Raw genomic sequence first — 14,658 nt, 5'->3', positions numbered from 1 at the left:
GGAGTCCTGGTGACGTCACCGCTAGAGAGCGGCGCCGGCACCCTTGCGGGGCGGTTGGACCGGGAGAGTCATGGCCTCGCGCTCGGCGTCGGAGCGCGGGCGGGTGGTCAGGCCGAACACCGGTTCCGTGGTGATGCGAATCTCGCCCATCGTGGTGTCGGACAGCGGATCGCGCCAGTGGTCCCAGACCGGCGACATATCCAGGCCGCCCATGTACTTGATGTTGACCCCGTCGGTCTCCGGGGCGGTGTGCAGGCGCTCCGCCTCGGCGACGATGACCTCGGTGCCGGTGCGGTCCTGATCGCCCGTGGTCTCGCTGACATCGGTCAGGCCGGCCATGATCCGGGTGAACGACTGCTCGGGCGAATCGCCGTCGTGGACGTCGGTGAGCTTGTGCGCGTGCGCGAAGTATTCCTCGGAGCCGATGTAGTGCTCGTACATCCGTGAGACCAGGGAGAGGAACCGGGTGTAGCCGCGGCGGTAGGTGTACTCGTAGTACGCCAGCGCATCGGTTTCGGACATCTCACCGCGCAGTGTGGTCGCGATCGCCGCCGCGGACACGAGCCCGGAATAGGTCGCCAGGTGAACTCCGGTGGACAGCAACGGATCCAGGAAGCACGCCGCGTCGCCGACGAGGACGTAGCCGGGGCCGCAGAACCGGTCGGCGACGTAGGAGTAGTCCTGTTCGGCCCGTACGTCGGCGATCTGCTCGGCGCCCTCGAGCATCTCGCACATCGGCTTGCTCTCCCGGATGGTCTCCAGGTAGTACGACTGGCGCGAATCGTGCGCGCGCAGCTTTTCCGCGGCCAGCCGCGCCGAGACCACATAACCGACGCTGGTACGGCCGTCGGCGAGCGGAATGTTCCAGAACCAGCCGCCCTCCTGGGTCGACACCACGTTGATCGCGCCCTCCGGGCTGTCCGGGTGCAGGTGTGCGCCCTTCCAGTAGGACCAGATCGCCACGTTGCGGAAGGCCGGATGTTGGCGACGCATGCCGAAGTGCTTGGCCAGCAACCCGTCTCGGCCGGTGGCGTCGACGAGGAAATCGAACTCGGCGGTGTGGACGGTGTCGTCGCCGGCCTTGACCCATTCCGCCGCGGTCGGACGCTCACCGTCGAACAGGATGTTCTTGACGGTCGCCTGTTCGATGACCTCCGCGCCCTGGTCGGCGGCATTGCGCAGCAGGAGATCGTCGAAGGTGGCCCGGTCGACCTGCCAGGACCATGCCTCGGCATCGACGAGCTTGGACCAGTCCAGCAGCCAGGTGTCGTTCTGCCATTGGAAGTAGCCGCCGCGTTTGATCTGGAAGCCGTGCGCGGCGACCCTGTCGTAGGCGCCGGAAACCCGCAGCGTGGACAGGCACGAGGCCAGCAGTGATTCTCCGATGTGATAGCGCGGGAACGTATCCCGCTCCAGGAGGGTCACCTGCACTCCGGACCGTGCGAGCAGTGCGGCTGCGGTCGACCCCGCTGGGCCGCCGCCTACCACCAGAACGCGCGGAATTTCGTTGTTCCCCATAGCAACTCCCTGGAACTGCGTACGAACGGACGGTGCGCCTGATCGGCTGCCGGACCGAGTCCGGATGGCATGCCCTACGACAAACTCCGAAACCTCCGTAGCCGCTTGTTAACTCGAAATCGGCGCACGGGAAATCAGTTTATCAGTAGTACTTGAATCATCAAGGGAAACAGTAAGTTTCGATGCAAGTTCATACGTACAGCGCATAGCTAGAAGATAGCTGGCAAAGGTATGAAAATGCCGCTGTCTGTGATGCGCGGCTAGGGTCACGACAGTGGACGCGACGTTGCGTTACGTGAGTGCAGTTTTCGGCGAGCAAAGCGGTAGAGACGGTGACGACGGACCGATGCGGGTTCGCAGTCCCGGTTGGTCACGTCCGGCATCACCCCACTTCCACCGACTCAATCAGAGTAAGGCCTTTGTCCGGTTCCCGCGTGGCATCCGCCGGATTCCGACGGCTCCTTCGGGGTATGCCCTGGTCGCCGGTCATATGCGGGAGAATCCTTGGGGCCGAACGATATTGCGGTATACCGGCGATGCGACGGGCGTCCACGCGAGGCCGCGGTGCCGTGGGCGCTATCCGGTGGTCGTCTCCGCGGTCAGTGCCGCGGTCGTCTCGGCAGCCCGCTGGGCGTCCGCAACACTGCAGCGGCCGAGACCGCACGCGGTCGCGACACCGAACGCGGTACGACCGGCCGCCTGCTCGAACAGTCGCAGGGCGTGTGCGCTGTCGTCGGCGGAATCCGGTGACACCACCCCCGCGATGACGTTCCAGTCCGGGTCCAGCCGGTGCAGGGGCGCGTAGAACGCGGCGTCCTGGGGAGCGGGTTCGGCACCGAACGCACACGGAATGTGCACTGCCGGAAGAGGAGTGCCGTCTGCGCGCAGCCGGCGTGCGGTGTGCTTCAGCAGGGTGACCGCGGGCGCCAGCGAACGCGGGCTGAGCAGCGCCTTGTGCTGGTAATCGCCGTAGCACAGGTGGACCACGGCCTGTGCCCCGATCTCGTGTATGCCGGTGAGTACCCCGGCCAGCTGGCGGGCCAGCAGCGGCGCCGCCGCCCATTTCGCGCCCAGCTGGTCGGCCTTGACCATGCCCAGCAGCGCGAACGGTGATTCGACCTGCCAGACCACGCGATCGCCGTAGCGCGCGTTCACCTCCGCGATCTCTTGCAGTGCGGCCTCGGTGAAGACCGGCAGATGCCGCAGCGCGGCCACGATGAGATCGGAGCGGCGCAGTGCCGGGCCGAGCGGGAAGCCGTTCGACACCGCCGCACCGGCGAAGACGAACATCGCAAGATCCAGCGGATTGGGTTGGCTCAGTTGCAATCTCGTCCCGTCCAGCTCGGGCCGCGCGGCACGCACCTCGTCGAAGGCGGCTACCACGGCACCGATGCGGTCGAGCCGGTCCATCGCCACGTGCCGCGGTTCCAGCTTCGCCCCCGGTCGGAGACCGTAGCTCGGGAAATCGCTGTAGTCGGAGTAATCGCCGGTGCGGACGACATCGAAGACGTCCTCGTGCTCTCTGCGCCGGCGGAGGTAGTCGAGGATCCAGTCCGGATCCAGGTCACACGGCAGTCCGGTCACGGGATGGCCCGCACTGCGGTCGGCGAACCACTGCAGCACCGCAGCATCCCCGGTCATCAACTCGGCTGGAACACTTCCGACATAATGCGCACACCTGGTCATCGCACTCCTCGTAATTCCGTTTGCCCCTCTACATTCTCAGCCAGATCGTTTGCAGGTGAAAGAATTCCGGGAACCGGGAGGTAGACGCGGCGCTGCGGACGTGTGGTTGTCGTGGCAACCGTGCGGGCGAGGCGGGTGGCGGTCGGTGGTGCTACGGAACGGCGGGGGTGCCGCCGGGAGCCACTGGCAGGCCGGCCGCCTTCCACGCCCGGAACCCGTCGACCAGATCGGTGGCGCGAGCCAGTCCGAGACGCTGTGCGTCGGCGGCGGCCAGGCTGGAGGCGTAGCCCTCGTTGCAGACGATGATCACCTCGGTGTCGGGCGTCAGATCCGGGAGCCGATGCGAACCGCCGGGGTCGAGCCGCCATTCCAGCACGATCCGTTCGACGACGACCGCGCCGGGTATCTCGCCCTCGGCGAGGCGGTCGGCGTGCGGGCGGATATCGACCACGAGCGCGCCCTCGGCCAACCGGTGCGCGGCGGTGACGGGCTCGACGCGGTTCAATCCGGCGCGTGCCTGTGTGAGCAGATCCTCGGCGCTCATACCGTCACTCCTCGGCGATCGGGCGATGGGGGCTACCGGCATGGTCACACACCGGTGAAATCCCGCAGCGACCGGTATTCGCGGACCGGTCGCAGCGGTGGCGAGTAGGCGTGCACCGTGGTGGCCGGCCGGGCGCTGCGGTTGTGCAGCTGGTGGGCGCGTTCGGGCCCGAACGCGATCGTGTCGCCGGCGCGGCGCCCGGCCGAGCGTACCGGGCCGGTGGGATAGCGGTAGTCCTCGTCCAGTTCGCCGATCGAGACGGTGAACGACCCCGACGCGCCCCCGTGGTCGTGCGGTTCGGTGCCCTGCCCGGGCGCCCACGACAGCAGCCACAGTTCCACGCCCATCGTCAGCGCGAGCCGGGTCCACCAGCGCCGCGAGGTGTCGAACCGCACGATATCCAGCAGCGGTGTCGCCAGTTCGCTCGCCACCACCGCGGTGAGCTCGTGTAGTTCGGCCGGTGTCCACAGCGTGCGCTCGGCCACCACGGCGTCGCGGAGCAGCGGCACGTCGACGCCCGGATGTATGTCTTCGGCGTGCTCGAGTCGCACAGGCACGGACGTCGTCACCACTATCCCTTCCACACTACGGTCACGCGAATTCTTCGCCGCCACACGCGGTTTGCCACCATCCAGACTCACCGTGAGCGAAATTCCGCGGTGTCGCCGAGCCGGGTGAACGGGCGGCGTCCGCCCGGCGGATTCACCGGGCGGACTTGCGATTCGGGACGTGGATGAGACACCGTGTCCGACCGGCTTGCGTGCCGGAATAGATTCCGGTTTATCCGCGAGCGGCGCGGCTTCGAATCATTAGGTGTCATGCCGGTGGCCGATGTGCTCGTCGTTTACCGCGTGGCGTCAGCTGCTGTCTCGCCGAATCACGCCGGTGATCCGGCCAGGGATGAGGTGCTCGGATGACCAGTGCTGCCGGTATCGATGAGATGGGTCCGATCGACTATCTCGTCATCGAGTTCCCCGCGGGCCGCCCCCCGGACGGTTCGGCCCTGCCGGTGCTGCGCGATCTGGTCGGCCGGGGTATCATCCGCGTGCTGAATCTGGCGTTCCTCCGGAAAGAGGGCGACGGGTCGCTGACCGGCATCGATATCGCCGATATCGGGCTCGAGTGCGAAGCGAGCGTGGCCTTGTTCGCCGAGGAGACGACGGGCGTACTCGACGACGGTGATCTGCGGGAGGCGGGCGCCGCCCTGCACCCCGGGCGTTCGGCCGCCGTTCTGATCTACGAAAACACCTGGGCCGCACCACTGTCGGTGGCTCTGCGGCGCAACGGCGCCGAAACCGTCGCCGCCGGCCGCATCCCGGTCGAGGCGATCCTGACCACCTTGGACAGCCTCGACGACAAGAACTGAGACCGGCGATTCAGCGGCCCGCTCCGAAGCATCCGGCCGCTCCCGTGGCGGCGAATACGGCGGTGGTGCAGTAGGTGGCCACCGGGTAATAGGGGCCCATCGTGGTGGCCGGATCGCCGCCGCGATCCTGCGAAGCCTGGATCGACTGCGGGTAGAAGCTCTCGCTCGGCAGCATGTTCCGCAGGAAGAGAACCTTCTTCGCCACCTGCGTGCTGCCCCAGGGCAGCACGGTGACACTCGAATCCATCTGTGCCGGTAGGTCTTCCGGCGCCGCGACGACGTAGGTGTAGTAGCCGTCGGCGTCGAGCCGGGTCTGGAAGTCGGCCGCGCAGGCCACGACCGGATAGGGCGTCACCAGGTCGTTCTGGCACATCGACCAATATCGGACCTGCTGAGCCGGGTCGGTCGGAGGCTGTCCGGCTCGCGAATCCGGGAAATTCGGCGCCTTGCCGCGCACCACGACCAGGCGGCCCGGCTGATAGGTGAGTCCCGCCCCGAGGTATTTGTTGTCGCCGTTCGGGAACAACCCCGAGGTGCTCGCCGGATTAACGAACGTGGCCTCGGGCACGTTGGCCGGGAACGCGCCCCCCGCGGCCCCGGCGATGACCTGGTCGAATCCGGCGGTCGCGGCCTGAGCGAGGGGGCCGGGATAGGCGCTGGGGTCGAAGACCCGGCTGCACGGTTGCCTGGTGACGGTCGCGCCGGCGACCGTCAGCGTCGCATCGGGCAGCGGTACCCCACCGCCGGCCGAAGTCGGGTCGGTCGGCACATAGACCCGGATGATCAGGAATCCGATGGGCGCGTTCTGCGCGGCGGGCAACGCCCGAATTTCGTTGCGGCCGTGGTCTGCTGCGCCGGTGACCAGTCGAGCGTGCCAGCGCCGCTGCGTTTCCGGCGCTGCCGTCGGTGCGGCGAACGGATTGGCACTGCCCGGATCGGGGGCAATCTGGTTGTCCCGCAACGTATCCACGGTATCGAAGTTCGTGCCGTAGGTATTGAGCGAGAAGTAGCGCGCGGCGGGGTAGCTGCCGGACAATTCGATGGAGTCGCCCGGGCCCAGCGCATACGGCAGCACCCAGTACGTGGCGTTGGCATCCGGGAACGCCACATTGAGCACCGTGCTGTTCGACATGAACCGCCAGGCGCACAGCGGTGAATCGGGCGCGGCCTGCGCACCGGCCGACGGCGCCGACCAGACCCCGGCCCATACCGCGAGGAGCACGCCCAGCATGCGGGCACAGCGCGACCGCGACGAAGTCCTCATCCGACCGACTGTGCCGTCGCGCCGGGCACAACCGGATCACCCGCCGCGGGTGAAGGCGCCGGACTCGGCCGAAATATCGATCCCGACGCGGCTGTTGTGCAGGCTTGTGAGCAATGGCGAGGTGAAGATCCGGTTCGGGGTGGGTACGGGTTCGGCGGCCGATCCGGCAGATCTGGCGGCGCTGGTGGATCGGCTCGAGGCCGCGCGGGTCGATTCGCTGTGGTTCTCCGAACTGGTCTTCGCACCGGCCGTGGATCCGACGGTGGGGATGGCGTTCGCGCTGGCCCGCACCAGCCGTCTGAAAGTCGGCACCTCGGTCGCGATTCTGCCGGGGCGCCATCCCGTGCTGGTCGCCAAGCAGCTGGCGTCCTTGGCGTCCTTGGCTCCGAAGCGGGTGCTACCGGTATTCGGACTGCGACCCGCGGGGCCCGGCGAACAGGACCTGTTTCCGGTGCCGGGACCGCGCGGCGCGGTCTTCGACGAATCGCTGCGCCTGCTGCGGGCGGTGCTGCGCGCCGACGATGTCGATTTCGACGGCGACTACTTCACCGTTCGCGGGGCGATGGTGGGCAAGCGGCCGGCCCGCCCGCTCGATATCTGGCTCGGTGGTCGCGCACCGGGCGCCTTCCGCCGCATCGGCCGATACGGCGATGGCTGGCTCGGGAGTTTCGTGACCCCGGCCGAGGCGGCGGCCGGGGTGTCGGCGATCAACGCTGCGGCCGCAGCGGCGGGCCGGGAGATCGAAGCCGATCACTTCGGCATCACGCTGTTGCTCGCGGAGAACGGCATCCCCACCCAGCTGGCGGCACGGATCGGCGCGCAGCGAGCGGGTGCCGATCCGAACGACGTGATCGCCGGGAGCTGGGCGGACCTGCACCGGCTGGTGGACGGGCACCTCGCGGCCGGTCTGAGCAAATTCGTCGTGGTGCCGGCCGACGGCGCGATATCGGCGGAATTCGTGGACCGGTTCGTCACCGAACTGCTGCCGCGGCAGAACTGAGGCGGGGTATCAGGGCACGTCGATGACGAGCTTGCCCGCGTTGTGCCCCTCGTCCAGCTGTTCGTGGATCGCGACGATGTCGTCGAGCGGCATGGTCTTCGCGATCCGCGGATGGACGAGTCCGCGCTCGAACAGCGGGGTCATCTCGGTGAGCCGGCGGCGTTCGCGGCTGAGGAAGATGCCGTAGAGCGTCTGGTTGCGCTGGTAGAGATCGTCGAGCCGGCCCTCCGGTCCGAGGATGGTGGCGATGCGTCCGCCGTCACGAGTGGCCGCGCAGCTCCGGCCGACATTCTCACCGCCTACGGTGTCGAGCACCGCGTCGACGCCGGTGCCGTCGGTGTGCGTGCGGGCCACCTCGACGAAGTCCTCGCTCTTGTAGTCGATCGGGGTCGCGCCGAGATCCCGCAGCAGCTGCTGATGGTCCGCCCCGGCGGTGGCCAGCACCGAGGCGCCGGCCGCGCGGGCGAACTGCACCGCGAACGTGCCGACACCGCCGGATCCACCGTGTACCAGCACGGTCTGTCCCGGCCGCACGGCGAGCCGGCGCACGATCGCCTCCCACGCGGTTCCGCCGGCCAGCGGAATCGCGGCGGCCTCCGCGAACGACAGGCTCGTGGGTTTCGGCGCGACGATCGAGGCGGCCGCCACGTGGTACTGGGCATAGGCGCCCCCACCCGAGGCCAGTTCCGAGGTGTAGTACACGGCATCGCCGACCGCCACGTCGGTGACACCGTCACCGACCTGTTCCACCTCTCCGGCGACATCGCTGCCGATCACGGCGGGCAGCGCCAGGTTCGGATTCGCCAGTCCCCGGCGGATGATTCCGTCCACCGGGTTCGCGCTCGACGCCCGGACTCGCACCAGCACCTCACCCGGGCCGGGACGTGGCGTATCGACGTCTCGAACCGTGAGTGCTTCCGGACCACCGAATTCCCGCAGCACCGCTGCACGCATGCGCATCTCCTCCTTCGAACGGTCAGCCCGCGACACCGGCGGATGCGGTCTTGCGGGGCAGCGAGCGAATCAGCTTGCGATTGGCGAAACCGAACATGCCGAGTTCGGACAGTTCGCGACCGAAACCGGACTGCTTCACCCCGCCGAAGGGCAGATCGGCCTGCGAGGAGGTCGGGTGGTTGATCCACACCATGCCGCTGTCGATCTGCTCGGCCACCGCTCGCGCGCGGCCCGGGTCGCTGCTGTACACCGTGGCGCCGAGTCCGAACTTCGAGGTGTTCGCCAACTCGATCGCCTCGCGTTCGTCGCCGACGCGGTACACCACCGCGACCGGCCCGAACAGCTCCTCGGAATAGGCGCGCATCTCGGGGGTGACGTCGGTCAGCACCGTCGCGTCGACGAACGCGTCGCGGCGTCCGGGCGCCGGTACGTCGGGACGGCCGCCACCGGTGACCACCGTGGCGCCCTTCTCGCGGGCATCCTGAACCTGTTCCAGCAGGTCGTCGGCGGCCTTCGGGGAGGAGAGCGGTCCGAGTGTGGTCTCCGGATCCGACGGGTCACCGGGGCGCAGTGCGCCGAACCGCTCGGCCAGACCGGCCACGAAGCGGTCGCACAGTTCGTCCGGGACGATGAAACGTTTTGCGGCGACACAACTTTGACCGGTGTTCGCCAGCCGCCCGGTGGTCGCCGCATCGATCGTGTCGTCCAGATCGTCGGCGTCGAGCACGATGAAGGGGTCGCTGCCGCCGAGTTCCAGCACGCATTTCTTCACGTGCCGCCCGGCGATCTCGGCCACGGACGCACCGGCGGCGTCGCTGCCGGTGAGGGATACGCCCTGGACAGCGGGGTGCGCCAGGACGTGCTCGACGTCCGAGATCCGCAAGAAGACGTTGGTGTACACCCCTTCGGGCGCGCCGGCGTCGGTGAAGATCTTCTGCAGTTCGAGCGCGGTGAGCGCGCAGATCTTGGCGTGCTTGAGCAGAATCGTGTTGCCCAGCACCAGATTCGGCGCCGCGAACCGCACCACCTGATAGAGCGGGAAGTTCCACGGCTCGATGCCGAGCAGCACCCCCAGCGGTGCGTTGACGACCTGGGCTTCACCCTCCTCGACCGGCAGCGCGGTGGGCTCCAGAATGCGCGGGCCGTTCTCGCCGTAGTACTGCAGGATGCTCGCCGCGAGGTCGACTTCGAACTCGCTCTCGGAGATGCGTTTGCCCATTTCGCGGGTGATGAGCCGGGCGAGGTCGTCCTTGCGTTCGCGCATCAGATCGGCTGCGGCGGACACCACCCGCGCACGCTGCTCGACCGGCGTGGCGCGCCACGACCGATAGGCGTCGTCCGCACGTTCGAGCAGGGCATCGAGTTGTTCGGTCGCCAGATAGGGCAGTTCGGCGAGGGTTTCGCCGGTATAGGCGTCGACCGTCTCGAACGGTTCGGCGTCGGGACCCGAGGCGCTCATCGGCTGGATGTTGGTCGATGTCATCGGTCACCACTCCTCGTACGACGGAATCCGACTCGGTCGGTGTCGGTCGGTCGGTGTCACAGGGTGGCTACCCGCCCACGGCGCACGAAACATCTCACCGCACACCGACCGTCCGGGAATGCCACCCCGTCGCGCCGTCCGGCATCGGGGGGCGGCGCTGTGCGGGCTGGGTGGTTCCGGTGGTGTCGGTGGCGCGGACGTGCAGGGTGTGCGTGCCCGGGGTGGCCTGCCAGCGGTAGGTCCATTGGCGCCAGGTGTCGGGGGAGTATTCGGTGGTCAGGTCGGCGGCGAGCCAGGGGCCGTCGTCGACCCGCACCTCCACCGACGCGATACCGTGATGCTGAGCCCAGGCGACTCCGGCGACTGTGACCGGGCCGGCGGACAGGGTGGCGAAGGCGGCGGGGACATCGATCCGGGACGCGGTCTTGATCGGAGCCCGGTCCGCCCACCCCCGGGTCGTCCAATACGCCTGTGCGCGATCGAATCTGGTCACTTCGAGGTCGACCACCCACTTGGTGGCGGAGACGTAGCCGTAGAGGCCGGGAACCACGAGCCGCGCCGGGTAGCCGTGTTCGAGCGGCAGCGGCGCGCCGTTCATGCCGACGGCGAGCAGGGCGTCGCGCCCGTCGGTCATCGCCTGGATCGGCGTCCCGGCGGTGAATCCGTCGGCGCTGCGGGACAGCACCATATCGGCATCCGGCCGCACACCCGCCTCGTGTAGCAGATCGGCCAGCCGGTAGCCGGTCCACACCGCATTGCCCGCGAGATCGCCACCCACTTCGTTGGACACACAGGTCAGCGTGATCATGCGCGCGATCGCGGGGCGCCGGCGCAACTCGTCCATCGTGAATTCCACTGTGCGGTCGACCATTCCGTGGATGCGCAGCCTCCACTCGGTACTGCTGACGGCCGGCACCTGCAGCGCGGTGTCGACCCGGTAGAAGTCGGCGCCGGGCGTGACGAATGCGGTAAGTCCCGGCACCGAGCGGGTCATGGCCGGGGTGATCGGCGCGGCCTCCGAAACTGCCTTGGGCACGATGAATCGCGCCCGGTCCGCGGCCACGTCCCGCAGCCGTTGCGCCAGGAATCGTCCCGCCGCCGCGGCACCGACCGCGATCGCGCCGGCCCCGGCCGCCATCGCCAGAAAACGCCGCCGGGCCAATCGAGTGGCACCCGGGATATCGCGGTGGTCCGGGACGCCGTCCCGAGCCCCCTCGCGGCCCCGCCCCTCGTCGCGCCGGCCGCCGGGTGGGAGCAGTAGCCGCAAGACGATCAGCCCCGCCGCCACACCCGCCGCGGTCGGAATCGCGAACCACCACTGCGCATTCGGGCGATGCAGTGCCGCAGCGATGATCGCGACACCCAGAACGGCGAATACCGCACTGCCGATGCGACGGCGACGTTCGAGCACACCGCACAGTGCGGCAAGCACCACCATCGCCGCGCCCATGGCGGCGAACAGCACGTCCTTGTCGTGACTGCCGAACCGCCGGATCGCCTCCTCGCGCAGTTGCTGCGGCGTGTGATCGACGACCGTCGCCCCGGCGGCGAAGAAGGGCGAGGAGCGTGGATCCAGGATCGCACCCACGAGTTCGCCGATGCCCAGCACCGCCGCACCGGCCAGTATTCCGGCGAGCGCGGCGGCGGCGAATCCGAGCGTGCCGCGGTGCGCGGTGGGCTCGCGCGTACCCGTATCGATCATGATCTCCTCGATTCCCAGGTGGGATGAGGAATTCGTGACGCCGGTCCGCGCGGACGGCGCCGATCGTCAGCTCATCGACATGGAGGCGATCGGGGCCGTGGTCGGGGCCGGGGAGCCGCCCGCGGGTTCGACGGTGATGGCCAGTGCGTCGCCGCCGGAGTAAGTGGCCACCATCGGCGCGGACGCACTCGGCATGCGGTCCATCACCCCTTCCGAGCGTGGCGCACCGGTCGGCGGTACCACCCACAGCTGGTATACATGGCCCTGCGGCGCCGGCGGCACGCTGTCGAAAGCCACTGTGGCCGCACCCATTTCGGTGGACGCGTGCACCGTCACCACACCGCCGGTACTGAGCGGCGCGCTCGCGGTGTGTGCATCCGGTTGCCGCATGATCTGTTCCGCCATCGGGGGATTCGCGGTCTGCCCGGCGTATTGCTGGGCGACGATACCGCCGCCGATTCCGGCCGCCACCACTACCGCGGCCGCCGCGGCCAGCCACCGTAGCCGAGGCCTCCTGGACGGTCGGGTGAGCGGAACCGCAGCGGACGGATCGGTGGGCCGCGCCCGGTCGAGTGCGGCGAGTATGCGCGCTTCCAATTCCGGCGCGGGCTCCTGCGCATCGAGCACCGACAAAGCACCCATCGTCTCGCGGACCGCGCGAACCACCACCGAGAAGGCCTGGCTCGTGTCCGGTCCGGCATCGGCGACGCGCTGTTCGATCTCGTCGCGCTCGGAATCACCGACCGCGTCCAGTGCGTAGGGGTAGGCCAGGTCGAGCAACTCGTGGTCGGATGTGTCAGGCATGGGAGGCAACCCCCGAAAGGCAGTTCTGGAGCCGCTTCAGCGCATCCCGGATACGGCTCTTGACGGTGGGGAGCGGCGCGTCGAGATGTTCGGCGACCTCGCGGTAGGTGCGTCCGCTGTAGTAGGCCAGGGCGACCGCTTCCCGCTGGGTCGGCGTGAGGGTCTCGAGGCAGTGCAGCACCGCCTGCTCCTCCAAGCGCTGACCGACCGTCTCCGCGACGGTGTCGTGGTCACGTCCCAGATGGGCGTGGCCGAAGACGCGATCACGAACCGTCGCCGACTCCTCCGTGCGCACCCGGTCCACGGCGCGCCGGTGGGTGAGCATCATCAACCAGCCGATGGGGCTGGCCAGCGCGGGGTCGTAGCGTTCGGCCGCCGCCCAGGCCTGCAGGTAGACCTCCTGCGTGACCTCCTCGGCGGCGCTGTGGTTGCGCAGGATGCGCAAGGCCAGCCCGAACACCCGCGCGCTGGTCGCCCGGTAGAACCGCGTGAACGCGTCACGGTTGCCGGTGGCGGCGGCCCCGAGCAGCGTGGCGAGCTCACGCTGCGCGTGCGCTCGCTCGCCACCGCCCGGCGGACACGACGGGGCGTCGTCGGTGTCGGCCAGGCGGATCGAGGTGAACTCCGGATCGCCGGTCATGAGCGCGTTCCTGCATGCATGGGAAGAGGTTCGACATGCCCAGCGTGCCGGATGGGTGCGAGTTTCGCGGTGTTTTCCGCACCTGTTCGGTATCTCTTGCGAACCGCGTCGACCAGCGCGGACGACCGCGGGATCGCTCAGGCGGGCGGCATCAGCACGGTGTCGATCAGGTAGACCGTCGCATTCGCGGTCTTCACCCCACCACAGACGACCGACGCGTCGTTGACCTTGATCGTGTCGCCGGAACGGGTCACCTTCACCGTGCCGCCTTCGACCGTCTTGTGCTCACCGGCGATGGCGTCGGGTGCGATCTGCCCCGGCACCACGTGGTAGGTCAGGATCTTGGTGAGAGTCGCGCTGTCGGTCTTCAGGCTGTCGACCGTGGCCGGCGGCAGTTTCGCGAACGCGTCGTCGGTGGGCGCGAACACGGTGAACTGGCCGCCGTTCAGGGTGTCGACCAGGTTGACCTGAGGATTCAGCTTTCCGGACACCGCCGCGGTGAGCGTGGTCAGCATCGGATTGTGTGAGGCGGCGGTCGCCACCGGATCCTGTGCCATCCCCTCGACCGACCCCGGGCCCGTGGGCACCTGCTCGGCGTAGGCCTTGCAGCCGGGACCGACCAGGCCGGCCATGGCGTCGGCGGCCGAACCGCTCGGCGACATCATGGGGCTGGTCGTCGCGTTACCGTTCATCGTGGTCGGCGTCGATCCCGAACCGGAGTTGTCGTCGGAAGAACAGGCCGACACTCCCAGGAGGGCCGTGGTCGAAACCAGCGCTGCGGTGACAACGGCGCGCGTCATACTTCTCATCGGTTCATCGCTTTCTCTCGGACGACCCGGCGGTCGCATATCTCGTCGTTGGCGACAAGGAGTTCGCGTCGACCGGTCCGGCGGATGGGACGAATTTCATCCCGGCTCGCTGTGCGGCTGCGAGCCCGCGAACACGGGTTACTAGGCTGACCGCCGTGCTGCTTTCCGATCGCGACATTCGTGCCGAGCTGGCCGCCGGGCGGCTCGGGCTGGAACCGTTCGACGAGAAATTGGTTCAGCCGTCGAGTATCGATGTGCGGCTGGATCGAATGTTCCGGGTGTTCAACAACACCCGCTACACCCATATCGATCCCGCGCAACGCCAGGACGAGCTGACCACTCTGGTCGAACCCGATCAGGGCGAGCCGTTCGTCCTGCATCCGGGTGAATTCGTCCTCGGCTCCACGCTCGAGGTCTGCACCCTGCCCGATGATCTGGCCGGACGCCTGGAGGGTAAATCGAGCCTGGGGCGGCTCGGGCTGCTCACCCATTCCACGGCGGGATTCATCGATCCGGGTTTCAGCGGGCACATCACGCTGGAGTTGTCGAATGTGGCGAATCTGCCGATCACGCTGTGGCCGGGGATGAAGATCGGCCAGCTGTGCCTGTTCCGCCTGAGCAGTCCCTCGGAACATCCGTACGGCAGCGCGGCGGCCGGCTCGAAATATCAGGGTCAGCGCGGGCCGACCCCCTCGCGCGCCTACATGAATTTCCCGCTCCCGCAGGATTCGATCCCGCAGCCCGCGGAGTCCTGATCGGGCCGGCACCCGAACTTTTCGTGCAAACCTCGACGTAAATGCCAGAAAACCGCCAAAACCTGCGAGGTTTGCACAATACGTTCACCCCGTCGGTGGCCGGAGCACGCCGATCGGGGGCGAAGAAGTCATG

At 68.3% G+C, this 14,658-nt stretch carries 14 protein-coding genes; 3 read left to right on the top strand and 11 right to left on the bottom strand.

Features of this window, described 5'->3' with window-relative positions:
* Nucleotides 1–21: 21 nt before the first annotated feature.
* From qhpG to ACPCUW_RS07285, 4 genes are all read right to left on the bottom strand, one after another.
* Nucleotides 22–1,518, bottom strand: coding sequence for a flavin-dependent monooxygenase QhpG (gene qhpG, locus ACPCUW_RS07300; RefSeq protein ID WP_063011391.1), 1,497 nt, complete (start codon nt 1,516–1,518; stop codon nt 22–24).
* Between the two features lie 576 nt (nt 1,519–2,094).
* The gene (locus tag ACPCUW_RS07295) at nt 2,095–3,159 is read right to left on the bottom strand and encodes a hypothetical protein (RefSeq protein WP_423424085.1); all 1,065 of its coding nucleotides are present in this window, start codon (nt 3,157–3,159) and stop codon (nt 2,095–2,097) included.
* 196 nt (nt 3,160–3,355) lie between these two features.
* Nucleotides 3,356–3,748, bottom strand: a complete 393-nt coding sequence (locus ACPCUW_RS07290) for a rhodanese-like domain-containing protein (RefSeq protein ID WP_423424084.1) — start codon at nt 3,746–3,748, stop codon at nt 3,356–3,358.
* A gap of 44 nt (nt 3,749–3,792) precedes the next feature.
* Nucleotides 3,793–4,305 (bottom strand): cysteine dioxygenase, encoded by a 513-nt coding sequence (locus tag ACPCUW_RS07285; RefSeq protein ID WP_423424083.1) that lies wholly within the window; start codon nt 4,303–4,305, stop codon nt 3,793–3,795.
* A 356-nt stretch (nt 4,306–4,661) separates the two neighbouring features.
* Between ACPCUW_RS07285 and ACPCUW_RS07280 the strand changes: the two genes are divergently transcribed.
* Nucleotides 4,662–5,114, top strand: a complete 453-nt coding sequence (locus ACPCUW_RS07280) for a DUF6325 family protein (RefSeq protein WP_030514283.1) — start codon at nt 4,662–4,664, stop codon at nt 5,112–5,114.
* Nucleotides 5,115–5,124: 10 nt separating this feature from the next.
* On the opposite strand, the gene ACPCUW_RS07275 is transcribed toward ACPCUW_RS07280, so the two are convergent.
* Nucleotides 5,125–6,378 (bottom strand): hypothetical protein, encoded by a 1,254-nt coding sequence (locus ACPCUW_RS07275; protein WP_423424082.1) that lies wholly within the window; start codon nt 6,376–6,378, stop codon nt 5,125–5,127.
* Between the two features lie 121 nt (nt 6,379–6,499).
* Between ACPCUW_RS07275 and ACPCUW_RS07270 the strand changes: the two genes are divergently transcribed.
* On the top strand, nt 6,500–7,378 hold the full coding sequence (locus ACPCUW_RS07270; protein ID WP_423424250.1) for a TIGR03854 family LLM class F420-dependent oxidoreductase: 879 nt from the start codon (nt 6,500–6,502) through the stop codon (nt 7,376–7,378).
* Between the two features lie 9 nt (nt 7,379–7,387).
* Here ACPCUW_RS07270 and ACPCUW_RS07265 read toward each other — a convergent pair whose 3' ends face one another.
* The 6 genes from ACPCUW_RS07265 to ACPCUW_RS07240 all read right to left on the bottom strand — a co-directional run bounded on the left by ACPCUW_RS07265 (nt 7,388) and on the right by ACPCUW_RS07240 (nt 13,770).
* Nucleotides 7,388–8,332, bottom strand: a complete 945-nt coding sequence (locus ACPCUW_RS07265) for a zinc-binding dehydrogenase (protein WP_064909954.1) — start codon at nt 8,330–8,332, stop codon at nt 7,388–7,390.
* A 22-nt stretch (nt 8,333–8,354) separates the two neighbouring features.
* Nucleotides 8,355–9,815 (bottom strand): NAD-dependent succinate-semialdehyde dehydrogenase, encoded by a 1,461-nt coding sequence (locus tag ACPCUW_RS07260; RefSeq protein WP_423424081.1) that lies wholly within the window; start codon nt 9,813–9,815, stop codon nt 8,355–8,357.
* A 94-nt stretch (nt 9,816–9,909) separates the two neighbouring features.
* On the bottom strand, nt 9,910–11,517 hold the full coding sequence (locus ACPCUW_RS07255) for a molybdopterin-dependent oxidoreductase (RefSeq protein WP_423424080.1): 1,608 nt from the start codon (nt 11,515–11,517) through the stop codon (nt 9,910–9,912).
* Between the two features lie 66 nt (nt 11,518–11,583).
* On the bottom strand, nt 11,584–12,321 hold the full coding sequence (locus ACPCUW_RS07250) for an anti-sigma factor (RefSeq protein WP_063011381.1): 738 nt from the start codon (nt 12,319–12,321) through the stop codon (nt 11,584–11,586).
* Nucleotides 12,314–12,961: an ECF RNA polymerase sigma factor SigK gene (gene sigK / locus ACPCUW_RS07245; protein ID WP_423424079.1), complete on the bottom strand. Its 648-nt coding sequence runs from the start codon at nt 12,959–12,961 to the stop codon at nt 12,314–12,316. Before sigK ends, ACPCUW_RS07250 begins: the two co-directional genes overlap by 8 nt.
* 137 nt (nt 12,962–13,098) lie before the next feature.
* Nucleotides 13,099–13,770, bottom strand: a complete 672-nt coding sequence (locus ACPCUW_RS07240) for a fasciclin domain-containing protein (protein WP_423424078.1) — start codon at nt 13,768–13,770, stop codon at nt 13,099–13,101.
* A gap of 155 nt (nt 13,771–13,925) precedes the next feature.
* On the opposite strand from ACPCUW_RS07240, the gene dcd reads away from it, so the two are divergent.
* The gene (gene dcd, locus ACPCUW_RS07235; RefSeq protein ID WP_030514292.1) at nt 13,926–14,525 is read left to right on the top strand and encodes a dCTP deaminase; all 600 of its coding nucleotides are present in this window, start codon (nt 13,926–13,928) and stop codon (nt 14,523–14,525) included.
* Nucleotides 14,526–14,658 lie beyond the last annotated feature (133 nt).

It is taken from the genome of Nocardia sp. AB354 (assembly GCF_049538315.1).
In the GTDB taxonomy this organism is placed as follows: Bacteria; Actinomycetota; Actinomycetes; order Mycobacteriales; family Mycobacteriaceae; genus Nocardia; species Nocardia nova.
The sequence above is the reverse complement of the archived record's forward strand: the minus strand, read 5'-3'. Positions and strand labels throughout refer to the sequence as shown.

Coding starts and splice junctions, on each gene's coding strand:
- qhpG (WP_063011391.1), bottom strand. CDS start 1,518: ATGGGGAACAACGAAATTCCGCGCGTTCTGGTGGTAGGCGGCGGCCCA.
- ACPCUW_RS07295 (WP_423424085.1), bottom strand. CDS start 3,159: ATGACCGGGGATGCTGCGGTGCTGCAGTGGTTCGCCGACCGCAGTGCG.
- ACPCUW_RS07290 (WP_423424084.1), bottom strand. CDS start 3,748: ATGAGCGCCGAGGATCTGCTCACACAGGCACGCGCCGGATTGAACCGC.
- ACPCUW_RS07280 (WP_030514283.1), top strand. CDS start 4,662: ATGACCAGTGCTGCCGGTATCGATGAGATGGGTCCGATCGACTATCTC.
- ACPCUW_RS07275 (WP_423424082.1), bottom strand. CDS start 6,378: ATGAGGACTTCGTCGCGGTCGCGCTGTGCCCGCATGCTGGGCGTGCTC.
- ACPCUW_RS07265 (WP_064909954.1), bottom strand. CDS start 8,332: ATGCGTGCAGCGGTGCTGCGGGAATTCGGTGGTCCGGAAGCACTCACG.
- ACPCUW_RS07260 (WP_423424081.1), bottom strand. CDS start 9,815: ATGACATCGACCAACATCCAGCCGATGAGCGCCTCGGGTCCCGACGCC.
- ACPCUW_RS07255 (WP_423424080.1), bottom strand. CDS start 11,517: ATGATCGATACGGGTACGCGCGAGCCCACCGCGCACCGCGGCACGCTC.
- ACPCUW_RS07250 (WP_063011381.1), bottom strand. CDS start 12,321: ATGCCTGACACATCCGACCACGAGTTGCTCGACCTGGCCTACCCCTAC.
- sigK (WP_423424079.1), bottom strand. CDS start 12,961: ATGACCGGCGATCCGGAGTTCACCTCGATCCGCCTGGCCGACACCGAC.
- ACPCUW_RS07240 (WP_423424078.1), bottom strand. CDS start 13,770: ATGAGAAGTATGACGCGCGCCGTTGTCACCGCAGCGCTGGTTTCGACC.